Annotated in this window: 13 protein-coding genes; 7 read left to right on the top strand and 6 right to left on the bottom strand. The window is 35.3% G+C overall.

Annotation, left to right across the window (positions count from 1 at the left end; translation table 11 throughout):
• The first annotated feature begins 20 nt into the window (after window positions 1-20).
• The 3 genes from BMX53_RS12385 (at window position 21) to BMX53_RS12395 (ending at window position 4,384) form a co-directional block, all read left to right on the top strand.
• On the top strand, window positions 21-2,282 hold the full coding sequence (locus BMX53_RS12385; protein WP_074746618.1) for an aconitate hydratase: 2,262 nt from the start codon (window positions 21-23) through the stop codon (window positions 2,280-2,282).
• Between the two features lie 135 nt (window positions 2,283-2,417).
• On the top strand, window positions 2,418-3,737 hold the full coding sequence (uraA, locus tag BMX53_RS12390; RefSeq protein ID WP_074746620.1) for a uracil permease: 1,320 nt from the start codon (window positions 2,418-2,420) through the stop codon (window positions 3,735-3,737).
• A 77-nt stretch (window positions 3,738-3,814) separates the two neighbouring features.
• Window positions 3,815-4,384 (top strand): TlpA family protein disulfide reductase, encoded by a 570-nt coding sequence (locus tag BMX53_RS12395; protein ID WP_038986319.1) that lies wholly within the window; start codon window positions 3,815-3,817, stop codon window positions 4,382-4,384.
• A gap of 150 nt (window positions 4,385-4,534) precedes the next feature.
• Here BMX53_RS12395 and BMX53_RS12400 read toward each other — a convergent pair whose 3' ends face one another.
• The gene (locus BMX53_RS12400; protein ID WP_038986322.1) at window positions 4,535-5,983 is read right to left on the bottom strand and encodes a glyceraldehyde-3-phosphate dehydrogenase; all 1,449 of its coding nucleotides are present in this window, start codon (window positions 5,981-5,983) and stop codon (window positions 4,535-4,537) included.
• 113 nt (window positions 5,984-6,096) lie between these two features.
• Window positions 6,097-7,497 (bottom strand): S1C family serine protease, encoded by a 1,401-nt coding sequence (locus BMX53_RS12405; RefSeq protein WP_074746622.1) that lies wholly within the window; start codon window positions 7,495-7,497, stop codon window positions 6,097-6,099.
• A 134-nt stretch (window positions 7,498-7,631) separates the two neighbouring features.
• Here BMX53_RS12405 and dapF point away from each other — a divergent pair, with 134 nt between their 5' ends.
• Genes dapF through mltG form a run of 3 tightly spaced genes read left to right on the top strand, consistent with a single transcriptional unit; the run spans window position 7,632 to window position 9,990 of the window.
• Window positions 7,632-8,414 carry a diaminopimelate epimerase gene (dapF, locus tag BMX53_RS12410; RefSeq protein WP_074746624.1) on the top strand — a complete coding sequence of 261 codons (783 nt, stop codon included), beginning with the start codon at window positions 7,632-7,634 and terminating at the stop codon, window positions 8,412-8,414.
• Window positions 8,415-8,419: 5 nt separating this feature from the next.
• On the top strand, window positions 8,420-8,944 hold the full coding sequence (locus BMX53_RS12415; protein ID WP_074746626.1) for a GNAT family N-acetyltransferase: 525 nt from the start codon (window positions 8,420-8,422) through the stop codon (window positions 8,942-8,944).
• Between the two features lie 8 nt (window positions 8,945-8,952).
• The gene (mltG, locus tag BMX53_RS12420; RefSeq protein ID WP_074746628.1) at window positions 8,953-9,990 is read left to right on the top strand and encodes an endolytic transglycosylase MltG; all 1,038 of its coding nucleotides are present in this window, start codon (window positions 8,953-8,955) and stop codon (window positions 9,988-9,990) included.
• Window positions 9,991-10,461: 471 nt separating this feature from the next.
• On the opposite strand, the gene BMX53_RS12425 is transcribed toward mltG, so the two are convergent.
• The 3 genes from BMX53_RS12425 to BMX53_RS12435 form a co-directional block, all read right to left on the bottom strand.
• A complete protein-coding gene (locus tag BMX53_RS12425) occupies window positions 10,462-11,934 on the bottom strand; it encodes a TolC family protein (protein WP_074746630.1) in 1,473 nt (490 codons plus the stop codon).
• A gap of 11 nt (window positions 11,935-11,945) precedes the next feature.
• Window positions 11,946-15,095 carry an efflux RND transporter permease subunit gene (locus tag BMX53_RS12430; protein WP_074746632.1) on the bottom strand — a complete coding sequence of 1,050 codons (3,150 nt, stop codon included), beginning with the start codon at window positions 15,093-15,095 and terminating at the stop codon, window positions 11,946-11,948.
• Window positions 15,096-15,158: 63 nt separating this feature from the next.
• Window positions 15,159-16,307 (bottom strand): efflux RND transporter periplasmic adaptor subunit, encoded by a 1,149-nt coding sequence (locus tag BMX53_RS12435; RefSeq protein ID WP_063176533.1) that lies wholly within the window; start codon window positions 16,305-16,307, stop codon window positions 15,159-15,161.
• Window positions 16,308-16,617: 310 nt separating this feature from the next.
• Here BMX53_RS12435 and BMX53_RS12440 point away from each other — a divergent pair, with 310 nt between their 5' ends.
• Window positions 16,618-18,159 carry a YifB family Mg chelatase-like AAA ATPase gene (locus tag BMX53_RS12440; protein ID WP_074746633.1) on the top strand — a complete coding sequence of 514 codons (1,542 nt, stop codon included), beginning with the start codon at window positions 16,618-16,620 and terminating at the stop codon, window positions 18,157-18,159.
• Here BMX53_RS12440 and BMX53_RS12445 read toward each other — a convergent pair.
• The gene (locus BMX53_RS12445) at window positions 18,151-18,933 is read right to left on the bottom strand and encodes a DUF2189 domain-containing protein (protein WP_038986335.1); all 783 of its coding nucleotides are present in this window, start codon (window positions 18,931-18,933) and stop codon (window positions 18,151-18,153) included. The two genes, BMX53_RS12440 and BMX53_RS12445, sit on opposite strands and share 9 nt — an antisense overlap.
• Window positions 18,934-18,956 lie beyond the last annotated feature (23 nt).

The following is an 18,956-nucleotide window of genomic DNA, read 5'->3' on the forward strand; positions in this document are numbered from 1 at the left end:
GTAAAAAAAGAACTTATATTATGGCTTTTGATATTGAAATGATTAAAAAAGTGTATGATAAGATGCCTGATCGAGTAGCTAAAGCTCGTGAGATAGTGGGGCGTCCATTAACACTTACAGAAAAAATATTATACACTCACTTATGGGAAGGAAATCCATCTCAATCATTTGAGAGAGGGAAAGACTATGTTGATTTTGCTCCAGATAGAGTAGCTTGTCAAGATGCAACAGCACAGATGGCTTTATTGCAGTTTATGCATGCTGGTAAGGAGAAAGTAGCAGTACCAACCACGGTACACTGTGATCACTTAATCCAAGCTAAAGTAGGTGCTTCTACAGATTTAAAAGTAGCAGAAACACAATCGTCAGAAGTATTCAACTTCTTATCTTCTGTTTCTAATAAATATGGTATTGGTTTCTGGAAACCAGGAGCAGGTATTATTCACCAAATTGTTTTAGAGAACTATGCTTTCCCTGGAGGATTAATGATTGGTACTGACTCTCACACTGTGAATGCAGGTGGATTAGGAATGTTGGCTATCGGTGTAGGTGGAGCGGATGCTGTAGATGTAATGTCAGGTATGGCTTGGGAACTTAAGTTTCCTAAACTTATCGGGGTGAAGTTGACTGGAAAGTTAAACGGATGGACAGCACCTAAAGATGTTATCTTAAAAGTAGCAGATATTCTTACTGTAAAAGGAGGAACGGGAGCTATTGTAGAATACTTTGGAGAAGGAGCTACATCTATGTCTTGTACAGGTAAAGGAACTATCTGTAATATGGGCGCAGAGATAGGAGCTACTACATCTACTTTTGGGTATGATGATTCGATGAGAAGATACTTAGCTGCTACAGGGCGTCAAGATGTTGTGGACGCTGCTGATAAAGTAGCAGAGCACTTAACAGCAGATGCTGAAGTGTATGCTAACCCAGAGCAATACTTTGATCAATTAATCGAAATAAACTTATCAGAATTAGAACCACATATTAATGGACCATTTACACCAGATAGAGGAACACCTGTTTCTAAAATGAGAGCAGAAGCAGAAGCTAATGGTTGGCCATTAAAAGTGGAGTGGGGATTAATCGGTTCTTGTACGAACTCTTCTTACGAAGATATGTCAAGAGCAGCTTCTATCGTAGAGCAAGCTGTTGCTCATGGTATCACGCCTAAAGCTGAGTTTGGTATTAACCCAGGTTCTGAACAAATTCGTTATACAATCGAGAGAGATGGTATTATCGAAACATTTGAAAAGATGGGAACGAAAGTATTTACTAATGCTTGTGGACCTTGTATCGGTCAGTGGGATCGTGAAGGAGCTGATAAACAAGAAAAGAATACAATCGTTCACTCGTTTAACCGTAACTTCTCTAAGCGTGCAGATGGTAACCCTAATACACATGCATTCGTAACATCACCAGAGATGGTAGCTGCTTTAGCTATTGCAGGGGATTTAGGATTTAATCCTCTTACAGATACGTTAATTAATGACAATGGAGAAGAAGTTAAATTACTTCCTCCTACAGGAGACGAATTACCTACTAAGGGATTTGATGTAGAAGATCCAGGGTACCAAGCTCCAGCAGCTGATGGTGCTAATGTTGTAGTAGATGTTAATCCTACTTCAAGTCGTCTTCAGTTGTTAGAACCATTTGCCCCATGGGATGGTAAGAATATTACTGGTGCTAAATTGTTGATCAAAGCATTTGGTAAATGTACTACTGATCATATCTCTATGGCAGGACCTTGGTTGCGTTTCCGTGGACACTTAGATAATATTTCAGACAATATGTTGATTGGAGCTGAGAATGCTTTTAACCACAAAACAAATAGTGTTAAGAATGAACTAACTGGTGAGTATGGTGCTGTACCTGCAGTACAGAGAGCTTATAAAGCAGCAGGTATCCCTACAATTGTAGTAGGAGATCAAAACTATGGAGAAGGTTCTTCTCGTGAGCATGCTGCTATGGAACCTCGCCACTTAGGAGTTAAAGCTGTATTGGTAAAATCATTTGCTCGTATTCACGAAACAAACTTGAAAAAACAAGGTATGTTAGCATTGACATTTGCTAATGAAGCTGATTATGATAAGATTCAAGAGGATGATACAATCAACTTCTTAGACTTAACTGATTTTGCTCCAGGTAAGCAATTATCATTAGAGTTTGTACACGCTGATGGTTCTAAAGATGTGATTAAGGCTAATCATACGTATAATGCTAGTCAAATCGAATGGTTTAAAGCTGGTTCTGCACTAAACTTAATTGCAGCAGGTAAATAATCATTTGTATTTATAATAAATTAAAGGGTATCCATCTGGATACCCTTTTTTAATATCTGCGAATAGGTATAATATTTGTTTTGAAAATAGCTAATTTAGCAATCTAGTTATAACTAGTAAACACACAACAACGACATGAGTGAAATAGACGATAAGAAAATCGTATTAGCAGTAAATGAAAAGCCAAAGTTAGGGCAGTGGATATTATTGAGTATTCAGCACCTTTTCGCAATGTTTGGAGCCACTGTATTAGTACCAACATTGACAGGAATGAACCCTGCTATTGCATTAATATCAAGTGGTATAGGTACTTTAGTGTTTATATTTATTACCAAAGGAAAAGTACCTTCTTATTTAGGATCTTCATTTGCATTTATTAATCCCATCATTGCTCTTAAACTTTTAGAGGCAGATCCTGCTTCAGGATTACCAGTGGGGAGTTTCTTAGTAGGAAGTTTTCTCGTAGGAGTAGTTTATTCTTTAGTTGCTTTATTAATTGCTAAAGCAGGTACTAATTGGTTGATGAGATTATTACCACCTATCGTAGTAGGGCCAGTGATCATGGTTATCGGACTTGGATTGGCAAGTACAGCTGTTGGTATGGTGACGAATAATCCTGCTGGAGAGTATGATTTGACTTATGTATCTATAGGTTTAGTGACTTTAGCTATCACTATAATTACTGCAATTTTTACAAGAGGATTCTTAAGTGTAGTACCTGTTTTGATAGGTATTATTGGAGGATATTGTTTTGCAGCGATTATGGGAGTTGTAGACTTTACTAAAGTGATTGAAGCTAATTGGATACAAGTACCAGACTTTATGGTTCCTTTTGTCGATTATACACCTTCTGTATCTTGGTACGTTATTTTGTTGATGCTACCAGTTGCTATTGTACCTATAGCAGAGCACATAGGTCATCAGTTAGTATTGAGTAAGGTGATTGATAAAGATTTGATTAAAGATCCAGGATTACACAGAAGTATGTTAGGTGATGGAGTGGCAACTATGTTAGCTTCTCTGATAGGAGGACCACCTAATACTACTTATGGAGAGAATATAGGAGTATTAGCTATTACACGTGCTTTTAGTATCTATGTGTTTATTGGGGCAGCATGTTTTGCTATTGTATTTGGATTTTGTGGTAAAGTAGCTGCTTTATTAAGTACTATACCTGCACCAGTAATGGGAGGAGTATCTATCTTATTATTTGGTATTATTGCATCAAGTGGTTTGAGAATGTTGGTTGAAAACAATGTGGACTTTAAGGTTAAGCGTAATTTAATTATATCATCAGTTATTTTAATCATAGGTATCGGTGGAGCAGCAATTCATATCGGAGAGTTGTTTTCTTTAGAGGGAATGGCTTTAGCGTCTATTATAGGAATAGTGTTAAATATAGTGTTGCCTGGTAGAAAAGATGTTGATTTTGATGAAATGTTTAAAAAGTCCTAAATAATAAATCTTAAAACTGTTGTTTTGTTTTAGGAGAGATTTGTTCTATATTTATACCACTGTAGTTAAGTGAGAATATGTGTGCAAAAAAGAAAAGTAGTAAAGGCTGGATATCTAATGTAATATTTATAATAATATTAGGTGTGTTTTTTTTCACACCAGTAGGTACTGGTGTCAAAGTGTGGTTAAATCGTCTTTTAGCGATGAGCCCTAATATTGAGAAAGTAGAAGACCAGAAGAAAGTTAACTATGAGAATTGGCAATTAGTCGATGAGAACGGACAAACGTTTGACTTCGATAGAGTCAAAGGTAAGGTTGTAATAATCAACTTTTGGGCAACGTGGTGTCCTCCTTGTATAGCAGAGAAACCTAGCTTTCAAGAGTTATATGATGACTATAAAAATAAAGTAGTTTTCTTATTTGTTACAACAGATTCTCCTGATAAAGTAAAAGCTTTTAAAGAAAAGAATAATTCAACATTACCTGTCTATTACGAAAAGAGTGCAGCACCTGCAGTATTGTTTTCAGAATCTATTCCAGCTTCTTATGTTATAAACAAGAAAGGGAATATAGTAGTACGCAAGTTTAGAGCAGCAGATTGGAACAGCTCTAAGTTTAGAGTAATGCTAGATGATTTATTAAAGTAAGATAAAGTAAATATATAAAGCCTTAAGAGATTATTCTTTTAAGGCTTTTTTTATTGCTTAAAACAATGAACTTATAAATATCCTTATTGGTATAAATAAAAAAAGTCCAGCTGTAAAGCTGGACTTTCTTATATCTATGTTTACTATCTACTAATAGTAAGTATAACGTCTTACTTGAGAAATGTATTTAGCTAGACGGATAACTTGGTGGCTATATCCATACTCGTTATCGTACCATACATACATTACTACGTTTTTACCATCTGCAGATACGATAGTAGCTTTACTATCAAAGATAGATGGAGCAGAAGTACCTACGATATCAGATGATACTAATTCGTTGTTGATAGAATATTTGATTTGCTCTACTAAGTCTCCGTTAAGAGCAGCTTTGCGCATTACTTCGTTTAATTCTTCAACTGAAGTTTCTTTACCAACTTCTAAGTTTAATACTACTAATGAACCATTAGGAACTGGTACACGGATAGCGTTAGAAGTAAGTTTACCAGCTAATGAAGGTAATGCTTTAGCTACAGCACTTCCTGCACCTGTCTCAGTGATAACCATGTTTAATGCAGCAGCTCTACCACGACGGTATTTCTTGTGCATGTTATCTACTAAGTTTTGGTCATTTGTATATGCGTGGATAGTCTCTAAGTGTCCTTTTACTACACCGAAGTTATCTTCCATTACTTTTAAGATAGGAGTGATAGCATTCGTAGTACAAGAAGCAGCAGACCAAATATCTACTTGGTTTGGATCATACTCAGTGTGGTTAACACCGTGAACGATGTTTGGAACACCTTTTCCAGGAGCTGTCAATAAAACTTTAGAAGCACCTTTAGAAGTTAAGTGACGTTTTAAATCTTCGTCAGTTTTGAAAGCACCTGTATTATCGATAATTAAAGCATTCTCGATATCATATGCAGTATAATCAATTTCTTCAGGAGAGTTAGCAGAAATCATATGTACTGTAGTACCATTGATGATTAAAGCATTGTTTTCTGGATCAGCGATAACTGAACCTTCGAAGTCTCCGTGTACAGAATCATATTTTAATAAAGAAGCACGTTTTTCTAAAAGAATTGCATCGTTTTTATCACGAGTTACAATTGCTCTTAAACGCATTTGTTGTCCTTTACCAATTTTGTTCATTAACTCACGAGCTAATAGACGACCGATACGTCCAAATCCGTATAATACTACGTCTTTAGGTACTAATTCGTCAGTTTCTTTAGCATCTTTTAATTTAGAAATAACGAAATCTAAAGCATTGCTGTGTTTGTTATCTTCTAAGTGGTATTCGTAAGTTAAACGTCCGATGTCAATTCTAGAAGGTGGTAAGTCAGCTCTTTGAATTGCCTCAGCTATTTCTACTGAATCAAAAATGTTGATTGGTTTACCAACAAATTTAGCAGCATATTCGTGTAAGTTAATAATATCGCTAACGCTGCGGTCAATAAGTTGATTACGGAACATTAAAAGCTCTATAGACTTGTCGTACCATAGGTCGCTAATAATCTTAATAAACTCTACGCATGCTTTTCTGCGATCTGCTTGAAAAGCTAATTCTTTTTCGTAAAGACTAGTATTTTTCATATATTCGATTGTGTTGTGATAAATTACTGCAAAAGTCTGTTTTTTTAATGAATTAATCAAGTTCGTTTGCTTAAAAAGAGTTTTTTCATCTATTTATTTGGTGAACTATAAGATTATATTAGTAAACGTAGATATTCTCCATTTTTATTCATTAAAGTGACCTTTATTTTTTGTTTTTGATTACTCTGATTTAGAATATTTTTGATTTGATTTACGTTTTCAACCTTAATATCGTTGATTGATAAGAGTATACTACCTAATAATTCATCTTTATATTTATCAAAATCCGAATTTATCAACTTAGTAATCTTTAATCCATAGTTGATATTCCACTCTTCTTTTTCTGCAGCGTCCAATTCTTGAAGTTCTAATCCTCTTAGCTCTATTTTACGTGGCTCATTCTTGCCAAGAGTAATAGTAGTAGCAAGTGATTTATTGTCTCGCACATATTCCACTTCTATCTTGTCATTTGGACGTTTAGTGTTAATAATAGAACGCAAGTCTACGAATGTCTTGATATCTTTATTATTTATCTTAGTGATAATATCTCCTTGTCTTAGTCCACTTTGTTGAGCAGGAGAGTTACCCACTAATTCTTGGATGTAGAAACCATAAGGAATGTCAGCCACATTTAATTCTTTTGCTATTTGTGGTGTTAGTTCAAAACCAGAGACCCCTAATGAGGCATTCTGTACATTGCCATATTCTAATAAATCTTCTACTATCTTTCGCGTTACATTAGAGGGTACAGCGAAGGCGTAGCCTACGTAAGCTCCAGTATTAGACGAAATCATTGTATTAATTCCGATTAGTTCCCCTCTGGTGTTCACTAATGCACCACCACTATTACCTGGGTTAATAGCAGCATCAGTTTGTATAAATGATTGTATTCCTGCTTTAGACAGATTACGAGCTTTGGCAGATATAATACCAGCAGTCACAGTTGAAGTTAGGTTATAAGGATTACCTACAGCTATTACCCATTCTCCTAATTGTATATTGTCAGAATCTCCAAATACGATATAGGACAATTTATTTTTAGGCTCTATCTTAAGTAAGGCAATATCCATTTCTTTATCTGTCCCTATTAACCTAGCCTTGTATGTTTCGTTATTAGATAAAGTAACCTCTAGTTCAGAAGCATTAGCGATAACGTGATTGTTAGTCACTATATATCCATCTTCAGTAATGATAACCCCCGAACCTGTACCTATCTGAGGTTTGGGCTCAGGTTTATACCCGTAGAATAATTCCATTATAGGATTAGACCTAGCAGATACATTGCTAAGATTTTTGACGTGAACTACCGTATTTACGGTATTCTCTGCGGCTTGAGTAAAGTCAATAGCAGAAGACGGTACTATACCTGATCTAGTATTAGATAGATGATTAGCATCTGTATTAGATAACTCTATATCTACAGTAGAACGGTTCTCAAAAAAGTATTTATAACCTACTAAGGTCATACTACCGCTTAATAAACAAATTAAAAAAACACCTAAGATCTTTTTCATGAATGAATTTATTAAAAATGTATGACTAAAATTAATAAATAAACTTTTGACAAAAATGATGTTTAACCTTCACTTAACAAGCCGTTTTAACATACATTATTCGTATTTTTACCACTTTAAGCTAGATAAGTTATATGTTAGAATTTTATAAGTATCACGGAACTGGGAATGACTTTGTTATGATAGATAATCGAACTGAGTTTTTCCAGAAAGACAATAAAGAATTAGTAGCTTTCTTATGTCATAGACGTTTTGGAATCGGTGGAGATGGTCTAATCTTATTAGAGAATGCCGAGGGATATGATTTTAAGATGGTTTATTATAATGCAGATGGTAGTGAGAGTACAATGTGTGGTAATGGAGGTAGATGTTTAGTAGCCTTTGCTAAACAACTAAATATCATCGAAGACAAATGTCGTTTTATAGCTATAGATGGAGAGCATTTAGCTACAGTAGCTACTGATGGAACTGTTAGTTTGAAGATGATTGACGTATCAGGGATCAAGATAGAAGATAAACATAGTTTCTTGAATACAGGTTCACCGCATCACGTTCAAGTGGTTAGAAATATTGGTTCTTATGACGTATTTAATATTGGTAAAGATATTAGAGAGAGTGAATTATATGCTCCAAGAGGTACTAACGTTAACTTCGTAGAGCAGGAAGGACCTAATCACTTCAGAATACGTACATTCGAGCGCGGTGTCGAAGATGAGACTTTATCATGTGGAACAGGAGCTACTGCGGTAGCTATCTCGATGTATGCACAAAATAAATGTGACTCAAACTCGATACAGATAGATGTAGAAGGAGGAAGCCTAAACGTTAGCTTTGAGACAGAAGATAATATAAGCTTTAAGAATGTATGGCTAAGCGGACCAGCTAAGTTAGTTTTTGGAGGAGAAATAGAAATATAAATAAGATGTTACATATTCGTGGGAATACCATATTTTTACGTGCTCTAGAGCCAGAGGATTTAGAATTTATCTATCAGATAGAGAATAACGTTGATCTATGGGAGGTGAGTAATACAGTGACACCATATAGTCGCTTTTTGATTCGTCAGTATTTAGAGAATGCACATTTAGATATCTATGAAGTAAAGCAATTGCGTTTAGTTATCTGTGATATAGACACTGAAGAAGCATTAGGGCTTATTGACTTGTTTGAATTTGACCCTAAGAATAATCGAGCTGGGGTAGGGATAGTGATACAGCACCCAGAAGATAGAGGTAAGGGGGCAGGCTCACAAGCTCTAGAATTAGTTATAAATTACGGAAAAGAAGTATTAGGTTTACACCAACTTTTTGCAAATATATCAGTAGACAATCATGCCAGTGTACAATTGTTCACTAAAAATGGGTTTAAGCTTATAGGTGTAAAAAAAGATTGGGAGAAAGTTGGAAACGTCTATAAAGACGAAGCATTATATCAATTATTATTTTAAATAGAATTATGAAGTTAAAGAACATTTTAGTCATTCTGGTAGTACTTGGGGGATTTGGACTATTAGGATATTTATACGTTTGGTATGGAAAGGCGTTTAAACCTAATTTACAAAACTGGAATGAGGAACAATATGTTTATATTAAGCAGGACGATAACTTTTTGACAGTATTAAAGTTGTTAGAACCTCACTTAAAAGATAAAGCAGGATTTGAAGAAATAGCAGAGCAACGCAGTTATCCATCTAACGTAGTTAGCGGTAAGTTTAAGCTTGCTAATGGGATGAATAGTTACGATATTATTCAAGCGTTAAAGAGTAATATTCCTGTGAAGTTGACATTTAATAATATAGAGCGCCTTGAAGATTTTGCAGGTAAGCTTGGTACTATGTTTGAGACAGATAGTATAGGTTTTATGGAGACATTCTATGAGCCTAAGTTTTTAGAAGAACACGGGTTTACTAAAGAGAATGTGTTCACATGTTTCTTACCTCAGACATATGAATTTTACTGGAATGTAAATCCTTTAAAAATGCGTAACAAGTTTGAGAAAGAGTATATCAGATTCTGGAACGAAGAACGTCAGCAAAAAGCAAAAGCTTTAGGATTAACACCAGTAGAAGTATCTATCTTAGCATCTATCGTGCAGAAAGAAACTTCTAAGAGTGAAGAGAAGTCTAGAGTAGCAGGTGTCTACCTTAATAGAATCAAATTAGGTATGCCGCTTCAGGCAGATCCGACAGTGGTTTTTGCGAAGAAATTATATACTAATGACTTTAAACAAATCATTAAACGTGTATATCTAAAAGATACACAAATACCTTCACCATATAATACATATCAAAATGTAGGGTTACCTCCAGGACCTATCTTTATGTCTGATCAGTCTAGTATAGATGCTGTACTTAACGCTGAGAAACACGATTATGTATTCTTCTGTGCTAGTGTAGAGAGAATGGGATACCACGAGTTTGCGGTGACATTAGCTCAACACAATGCTAATAGTAAGAAGTATAGTGCATGGTTAAATGAAGCAGGAATAAACTAAAGATATTATATACTAGGGCTGTCTATTATTAGGCAGCCCTTTTTGTTTTTAATTGTTTACAGTAGATTGATTACTGTATTTATACAGGATGAATTCTGTGTTTGATTGGTGGTGAGTGAGTCTGTAGTAAGTCCGTTATGAGTCCGTAGTGAGTCCGTTAAAATAGAGAAAATAACGGAGTCATTACTGAGTTATCACAGATACATAGAGGAGACATATAGAACCAAGGTCACTAAGTACTAATATAGACGTGAAACAGAGTAAAAGGCAATATAAACAGAGAGATTATCCGTAGAGATATAAACTTCTTTAGACCTAAGGTTGACTATAGGATATCTTTGATAGAATAGTGGAGTAATTCTTTTATTCTAAGGAGATTTAGATATTATAAAGATAAAAAAAAGACTGCACGATGGCAGTCTTTTTTCCGTAATAGTTTGTGTGTGTGAGTTTGGCTATTACTTGTTGTTGTTATTTCCAACCTCCACCTAGAGCTTTGTATAGTTTAACTCTAGAGATAAGTTTGTTTTGTTTTAGCTTGTTCAGGTTAAGTTCACTATCTAGCATATTCTTTTGAGCATTAATAATCTCAATGTAGTTGGCATAACCACTGTTGAATAATAAGTTAGACTGCTTAACTCCTAATCTAGAAGTAGCTACTTGTTCTTCAGCTATCTCTATCTGCTCTTTCACTGTTTCTAGTGTGATTAGAGCATCAGATACTTCTGTGATAGCTCCGTAAACTGACTTTTGTAAGTCTATTTCTGCTTTTTCTCTTTCGATTTTAGCTACTTCGAAGTCTGTTTTTAATTTTCTTTTATTGAATAGGGGCGCTGATAACTCTCCAATAATCCCACCAAATAATGAACCAGGTATATTAAACCAGTTTTTACCTAGCATACTGTTTAACCCTCCAGTTACATCTATCGTTAAAGAAGGATATCTATTCGTCTGAGCTACACCTACTCTTGCATTTTTAGCTTTTAATTCTAGTTCTGCTTGCTGTACGTCAGGTCTTTGGCTTACTAAGTATAGTGGTACTCCAGTAGTCAATGTTTCTTCATACTTTACATCAGCTAGCTTAGTATCTCTTTCTACAGCATCAGGTAGTTGTCCTGTCAGTAGAGACAGTGAGTTCTCCTGTATTGCTATCTGTTGTTTTAGAGAAGGGATTAACGCCTTAGCTACTAACATCTGGTTACGTGTCTGTTGGATAGCTAGAGAAGTTGTCTGACCAGCATCTCTTTGTAGTTCTACTATTTTTAACGTGTTCTTTGTTAATTCATAGTTAGATTGAGCTACTTCCATCTGAGCATCTAACAATAGTAGATTGTAATAACCCTCAGCGATATTAGCGATAAGAGCTGTTTGTACTGCTTTTTTCGCTTCGTGAGTTTTTAGATAATTAGCTAGAGCTTCTGCGCTCATACTTCTCATCTTTCCCCAGATATCTAGTTCCCAACTAATACTAATATCAGAGATATGCTGTGCAGAGTTTACATACATATTCTCTGGAGCATCTTTTCCTTTTTTCTTATAATAAGCAGAAGAAGGCGATCCATAATAGTTAGACGACTTATACTGATAACCTACGTTACCAAGGGTCATATCTACTGTAGGTAACCATTCTAGTTTAGCCTGTCTTGCCTTTTGGTCAGCTATTTGTATGTTTTTAATTGCATTAGTCATGTCGAAATTGTTCTCAAGACCTCTGTCAATTAGATTAATAAGTTTTTCGTCTTCAAAGAATGCTTTCCAATCTATATCAGCGATACCCACAGAGTCCTTAGCGGTATTTAGAGAGTCTACTTGACCTCTAAACTGTTCAGGTAAGTCTAATTTAGGTGCTTTATAATTAGATTGTGGAGCACAAGATTGTAATGCTAATATTGCGGAAACCACCGATACATACAAAGTACCTTTTATAATTGTCTTCTTGTTCATGGTTTCTATATTTATTCGTTAGTAATTTTAGATTTAAGTTTTTCGTCCCAAGTCTGGAAGATATAGAACAATACTGGTATAATGAATATACCCGCGATCACTCCAAATATCATACCACCAGCCGCACTGAAACTAATCGAATGGTTACCCTGTGCAGATGGTCCTACAGTGAACATCAATGGTACTAGACCTGCTACGAACGCGAATGATGTCATTAAGATAGGTCTTAGACGCATCTTAGCTCCTTCTACGGCTGCATCGAATATCGATAGACCATTTTTACGTTGTTGTAGAGCGAACTCCACAATAAGGATAGCATTCTTAGCTAATAACCCGATAAGCATAATCAGACCTACCTGTACATAAATGTTGTTTTGTAATCCAGCTAGGTTTACGAATAAGGCAACACCTAATAGTCCTGTAGGTACTGTCAATAAGATTGCTACTGGTAATAAGTAACTCTCGTACTGAGCACATAATAGGAAGTACACAAAGATGATACTTAATCCAAAGATGATAATAGCTTGGTTACCCGAATCTTTTTCTTCTAACGACATACCTGTGTACTCATAAGAGTAGTTACCAGGTAATTGTTCTGTTACTTCTTCTATCGCTTTCATCGCATCACCTGTACTGTATCCAGGAGCAGGGTTAGCTTTGATTGAGATAGAGTTATATAAGTTATATCTAGTCACTGTCTCAGGACCTAATACTTTCTTCAGTTTTATTAATGTATTAGCAGGTAGCATCTCACCATCTTTGTTTTTCACATAGATAGAAGAGAATGACTGAGGACTCTCTCTAAATGGGATGTCTGCTTGCATATACACACGGTACGTTCTACCGAATCTATTAAAGTCACCAGCTTTCACACGACCATAGTAGTTCTTTACAGTAGTCATTAAGTCCTTTACACTTACACCTAAAGATTTAGCTTTCACATAGTCAATCTCTAGTAAGTACTGTGGATAGTTCGCCTTAAATGATGTGAAGGCATTTGATATTTCTTCTCTTTCATTTAATTGCTTGATTACTTCGTCACTCACTTGATTAAACTCTGTAAATCCTCCACCCATACGGTCTTGAAGCACAAATTCGATACCTCCGAAGTCACCAAAACCTGAAATAGTAGGTCTAGGGAATACGTTAAATGAAGCCTCGTTTATCTGTGATAAATCATTTTGAATTTCTGCAATGATCTTGTCAATGTTCTTTACTTTACCTCTTTCTTTATAAGGTTTTAGGTTAATGTATCCTACTGCAAACGAAGGACTCGAGTTACCATCAATAGTGTTGTATCCTGAGATAGCTGTCATTCCTACGATATCAGTACGTTGTTTTAAGATACTATCGGCCTTAGCTAGTACAATCTTAGTACGTGCTAACGATGCACCAGGAGGCATAGCTAGAGAGTAAGTGATATAACTATCATCTTCTCTAGGGATAAATGAAGATGGCGTTTTATATAGATACAATACTCCAACTCCGATAATCAATGCTAATCCTGCGATAGCAACTTTCTTATTCGTAATAAGCTTTTTGATAGTTACTACATACTTCTCTGTAAAGCTGTCAAATGCTGTATTAAAAGAGAAGAAGAATTTACCTGCGATTCTTTTGATTCCTTTTTCTTGTTCTTTAGCTGCGTATTCTTCACCTGATGGTTGTTTTAAGAATAGAGCACATAGAGCAGGGCTTAATGTCAATGCATTAACAGCAGAAATAAGGATAGCGAAGGCTAATGTATAAGCAAACTGCTTATAGAATATACCTGCTGGTCCCTGCATAAATCCTACTGGTAAGAATACTGCAGACATCACTAATGTAATAGAGATAATCGCTCTAGTAATCTCGTTCATCGTAGTTATGGTAGCTTCTTTTGCTTTCATACCTGTGTGATGCATCTTCTCATGGATGGCTTCTACCACCACGATGGCATCATCTACCACAATACCGATGGCTAGTACTAATGCGAACATCGTCAATATATTAATAGAGAAGCCCATTAAGTATATGAAGAACAATGTACCTACTAATGAAATAGGGATAGCAATAACTGGAATGATAGTAGAACGGAAATCCTGTAAGAATAAATAAACAATCACAAATACAAGGAAGAATGCTTCGAATAAAGTACTTCTTACTTGACTGATAGATTCGTCAATTTGCGCTTTTACAGAATAGCTAATCTCGTAGTGTACTCCTTGTGGGAACGATTTAGCTAATCTCTCTAATGTCTTACGCACAGCGATATCAATATCACGTGCATTAGATCCGTTAGTCTGTGTGATATTCATCGTCAGACCTGGGTATCCGTTTACACTGTTATCACTACCTACGTTAGAAGCTCCGAACTCAACTCTAGCTACATCTTTTAATAAAAGAACTGAACCGTCTTTATTCGTCTTAATAACGATATTCTCGTATTGTTCAGGAAGACTAAATCTTCCTTTGTGTTTTAATGCTGTTTCGAAAGCTTCGTCAGATGTCTCCCCGAAACTACCAGGAGCAATTTCGAAGTTCTGATCTTTAATAGCGGCAATAACATCCTGAGGAGTTAAGCTATAAAGGGCAAGTTTATCTGGGTTAAGCCATGTTCTCATAGAGTAGTCACGAGCACCGATACGGCTTACAGAAGCTACACCTGGTACACGCAGTAACTCACGGTTAATATTAATCTGAGTATAGGCCTGTAAGAAAGTCTCATCATATACTTCTTCAGGGTGATCACTATAGAAGTTAATCGTCATAATGTTACCACTTAGACGAGGAGTCACAGAGATACCATTCTCATTAACTTCAGAAGGTAAGTCACCTGCGGCTTTACTTACTCTGTTTTGTACGTTTACAGCAGCTTGATCAGGGTCAGTACCTGCTTTAAAGAATACGTTGATAGTTCCTGATCCACTGTTACTCGCTTTAGAGCTTATATAAGTCATATTATCTACCCCGTTGATAGATTCTTCTATCGGTAGTAATACACTTTGTGCAACAGTCTCTGCATTGGCTCCAGGATAAGATGTAGATACACTTACACTAGGAGGTGCTATTTCTGGAAATCTTGTAATTGGCAATAATGTAAGCCCTACTAATCCTAGTAATACGAACATAATCGATATTACTGTGGCTAATATTGGGCGTTCTATAATGGCTTTTAGCATATTAAATTGTTTTGTAAGGTGAGTAGAATTACTCCGGTCTGTCTTGTTAGTTTTGTTTTAGGCTTAGTTAAGAGGCTTTACATACATCCCCTCAGTTAGTTTATCAAAACCAGTTCTGATAATTCTATCTCCAATGTTTAACCCTTCAGATACGATAAAGTTGTTACCTGATACACCGTTTAGTTCGATAGAACGAAGTTTTACTTTATCCTCTTTGTCTAAGATATATACAAAAGTTTTGTCTTGGATAGAAGTAGTTACTTCTTGAGGAATAAGAATAACACTAGGGTTAGTCTCTTTTAGTTTGATAGTACCAGTGTTACCTGATCTCATTACGTCTTTAGAGTTAGGAAAAGAAGCTCTTAAAGAGATAGAACCTGTAGTTCTGTTTACTTGCCCATTAATCATATCTACTTTACCTTTTTCTGGGTATTCGTGACCATCAGCTAAGATTAGAGATACATCTGGTAAATATTGACCACTGCTGATACCTGTAGTATCATTCTTTTTGTTGTCTTTACTAAAGTATAAGAAGTCTGATTCGCTCATACCGAAGTACACATATACTTCACTTACATCTGATAATACAGTTAGAGGTTCTTTATCACCTTTAGACACTAAGTTACCGATACGCTTAGGCATACGTCCTATGTATCCACTTACAGGAGCTTTAATAATTGTATAGTCTAAGCTAATCTTAGCACTATTAACAGCAGCTGTAGCTTTAGCCAATGATGCTTTAGCTATTTCATAGTTTGATTTAGCTGTTTCTAATTGTACTTGAGCGATTACTTCGTTATCGATAAGAGGTTTTAAACGGTCTATCTCTAGCTTGGCATTTTTAAGCTTAGCTTTCTCTACGTTTTCCGTAGCAATCATATTGTTTAATACTTCTTGATATGGAAGAGCGTCAATTTGGAATAAAGGCTGACCTTCTTTTACGAAAGCTCCTTCATCTACGAATATCTTCTCAAGTATACCTTCTACCTGAGGTCTTATCTCTACGTTGACTTTCCCTTCTATATTTCCGATATAATCTTTAATTGTAATAGCAGTCGTTGTATCAACTTTTATGATAGGTAATGCTAGTGCATTTTCTTTCGGGTCTAATGTTTTAGTTGAACCTATATTGCAGCTGTTAATCCCTATCAATGTACCAAACATAATCAACGCTGAAAATGCTACTAAAACTGTCTTTCTACTTGTAATCATAATTATTAAATACTATTTGTTGTTTGTAGGTGAGAGTCTATCTCCACAATTTGTTATTCAATACTAGTGCCAAAAACATACTTTTCGAGAAATTATACAAATAAAACTTTAGTAATTATTTGAATAATAGTCTTTTGTCTTTGAATAGTGTAATGGTACTCTTAATCATTTTACTTAATTTTAGTTGTTGAAGTATTAAAAAGTTGTTGCTTTTTGTGGTATCGCTCTACACAATGACTAATCTACAGTACTTATAAAGGTAATAAATAAACAATATTATTAAGTGAATATTAATTAATAATCATAATTTATGTTAATAAAAGTATTTGGAAGTGCAGTATTTGGGATAGAGGCTACCACTATTACAGTAGAGGTTCATATCGATAGTGGTATAGGATATCACTTAGTAGGATTGCCAGATAGTGCTATTAAAGAGAGTAGTTATAGGATAGCTGCTGCACTTAAGAATAATGAATATAAGTTTCCTGGTAAGAAGATCACTATTAATCTAGCTCCTGCTAATCTGAGAAAAGAAGGCTCAGCTTATGATTTAGTGATAGCTATAGGTATCCTAGCAGCGTCTAATCAGATTTCACTTAGTGAAGAACTATCTGATTATATTATTATGGGAGAATTGTCTTTAGATGGTAGTATACAGTGTATTAATGGAGCACTACCTATTGCTATTAAAGCTAAGGAAGAAGGATTTAAAGGTATTATTATTCCTAAAGAGAATGAGAAAGAAGCAGCTATTGTAGAAGGGTTAGAGGTTTATGGTGTGAGTAATATTAGTGAAGTTATACAGTTTTTAGAAGGAAGGGGAGAGTTAACTCCAGTGCATATTGATCTAGATGAAATGTTTAACTCAGAGGCAGAACAACATTTAGAAATAGACTTTAAAGATGTAAAGGGACAAGATAGTATTAAAAGGGCTATGGAGATAGCAGCTGCAGGAGGACATAATATCATATTGATAGGGCCTCCTGGGGCTGGTAAGACTATGCTAGCTAAGAGATTGCCGAGTATATTGCCTGCTATGACTCTAGATGAGGCATTAGAGACTACAAAAATACACAGTGTAGTAGGTAAAGCTAAAGACTGTGGATTGATGCGTACTCGGCCTTTTAGGAGTCCACACCACACTGCCTCTAGCGTTGCACTAGTAGAAGGGGGGACTTATCCACAGCCTGGGGAAATATCGTTAGTGCATAATGGGGTGTTGTTTTTAGACGAACTACCAGAGTTTAAAAGAGAAGTACTGGAAGTAATGAGGCAACCTTTAGAGGATAGGGAAGTGACAATATCGAGAGCTAAGTTTACAATTACTTATCCTTCTTCTTTTATGTTAGTGGCTAGTATGAATCCTAGTCCTAGTGGATACTTTAATGATCCGAATGCACCTGTGAAATCAACACAAACTGAAATGCAACGTTACTTAAGTAAGATATCAAGTCCTCTATTAGACAGAATAGATATTCATATAGAAGTAAACCCTGTGCCATTTGAACGATTATCAGATACTCAATTATCAGAACCGAGTAAGAGTATTAGAGAGCGTGTAGTAGAAGCTAGGAATATACAATCAAGTAGATTTGCTAATCACAAAGGGGTACATTATAATGCACAGATGAATACAGCTCTGCTAAGAAAGTATTGTGCATTAGAGGAAGATTCGCTTAGCTTGCTAAAAAGGGCTATGGAGAAGCTTAATTTATCCGCTAGAGCTTATGATAGAATACTAAAGGTATCTCGTACAATAGCGGATTTGGATAAGGCTGAAAATATAATGCCCCAGCATATAGCTGAGGCAATACAGTATCGTAGTTTAGATAGAGAGGGCTGGCTAGGCTAGCTCTTTCTCTTCTTCTAAATTATATCCAATGACTTGTTTATACAGTACAAAGTAAACTGCAAATAAGTAAGGTAAAACAAATAGAATACCAATGATAAAAAGGAATAAACCACTTATCAAAAAGAAGTAGTTTAATACTACAATTAGTATAATCGGTATCGGTTGTTTATTGACAACCATAATACTGTTTTTTAAAGCAGTAAATGGGTTTTGATTACCAAATATGATTAATGGTATCGTAAAGATAGTTAAGATATTCGCTATACAATTAATAGCCATAGAAACCATCTCTAGATTCATTAGTTTTAAAGGAACAGTAATTCCCATAAAGATTAATGAAATAATTAATTGGATAATAAATACATATAACCCTTTCTTATTAAAGAAGTATTTGAAAGCACTTCCTATTGATGGTACTTTATTAAGAGATACATCAGCATTCATTTTGTAAAACCCAGCGATAAGTACATTCCCTAAAGCATTACTTACAGCTGCGAATAGTAAGTAGTAGTAGAAGTAAGGTGGTTCTGCTATCATATTAAGCAGCTCTACCATTTGTTGTTGTAAGACTTCTTGATCTTGAGAGAAGTTCATTAACTTGCTTAAAATCATCGATCCAATAATTGCATATGCTAAGAATGATGTCATTAATGCTGTAATTACTAGTAAGAAAGTCTTCTTATAGTAAGTAGCAGCTTCACCCATTACTTGAAAAGGGATTACAGTATAGCTGTTTTGTTTAATGTTGTTGAGTATATCTTTTAAGTTTGTCATAGGATTAGGCTCTGTTAAAGAGT

Source organism: Myroides marinus (genome assembly GCF_900109075.1).
Lineage (GTDB): Bacteria > Bacteroidota > Bacteroidia > Flavobacteriales > Flavobacteriaceae > Flavobacterium > Flavobacterium marinum_A.

What these genes read in the sequence shown, in the direction of transcription:
- BMX53_RS12435 (WP_063176533.1), bottom strand. Translation starts at nt 16,307, where the DNA reads ATGATTACAAGTAGAAAGACAGTTTTAGTAGCATTTTCAGCGTTGATT.
- BMX53_RS12385 (WP_074746618.1), top strand. Translation starts at nt 21, where the DNA reads ATGGCTTTTGATATTGAAATGATTAAAAAAGTGTATGATAAGATGCCT.
- BMX53_RS12430 (WP_074746632.1), bottom strand. Translation starts at nt 15,095, where the DNA reads ATGCTAAAAGCCATTATAGAACGCCCAATATTAGCCACAGTAATATCG.
- BMX53_RS12440 (WP_074746633.1), top strand. Translation starts at nt 16,618, where the DNA reads ATGTTAATAAAAGTATTTGGAAGTGCAGTATTTGGGATAGAGGCTACC.
- BMX53_RS12425 (WP_074746630.1), bottom strand. Translation starts at nt 11,934, where the DNA reads ATGAACAAGAAGACAATTATAAAAGGTACTTTGTATGTATCGGTGGTT.
- dapF (WP_074746624.1), top strand. Translation starts at nt 7,632, where the DNA reads ATGTTAGAATTTTATAAGTATCACGGAACTGGGAATGACTTTGTTATG.
- mltG (WP_074746628.1), top strand. Translation starts at nt 8,953, where the DNA reads ATGAAGTTAAAGAACATTTTAGTCATTCTGGTAGTACTTGGGGGATTT.
- BMX53_RS12395 (WP_038986319.1), top strand. Translation starts at nt 3,815, where the DNA reads ATGTGTGCAAAAAAGAAAAGTAGTAAAGGCTGGATATCTAATGTAATA.
- BMX53_RS12400 (WP_038986322.1), bottom strand. Translation starts at nt 5,983, where the DNA reads ATGAAAAATACTAGTCTTTACGAAAAAGAATTAGCTTTTCAAGCAGAT.
- BMX53_RS12405 (WP_074746622.1), bottom strand. Translation starts at nt 7,497, where the DNA reads ATGAAAAAGATCTTAGGTGTTTTTTTAATTTGTTTATTAAGCGGTAGT.
- BMX53_RS12415 (WP_074746626.1), top strand. Translation starts at nt 8,420, where the DNA reads ATGTTACATATTCGTGGGAATACCATATTTTTACGTGCTCTAGAGCCA.
- BMX53_RS12445 (WP_038986335.1), bottom strand. Translation starts at nt 18,933, where the DNA reads ATGACAAACTTAAAAGATATACTCAACAACATTAAACAAAACAGCTAT.
- uraA (WP_074746620.1), top strand. Translation starts at nt 2,418, where the DNA reads ATGAGTGAAATAGACGATAAGAAAATCGTATTAGCAGTAAATGAAAAG.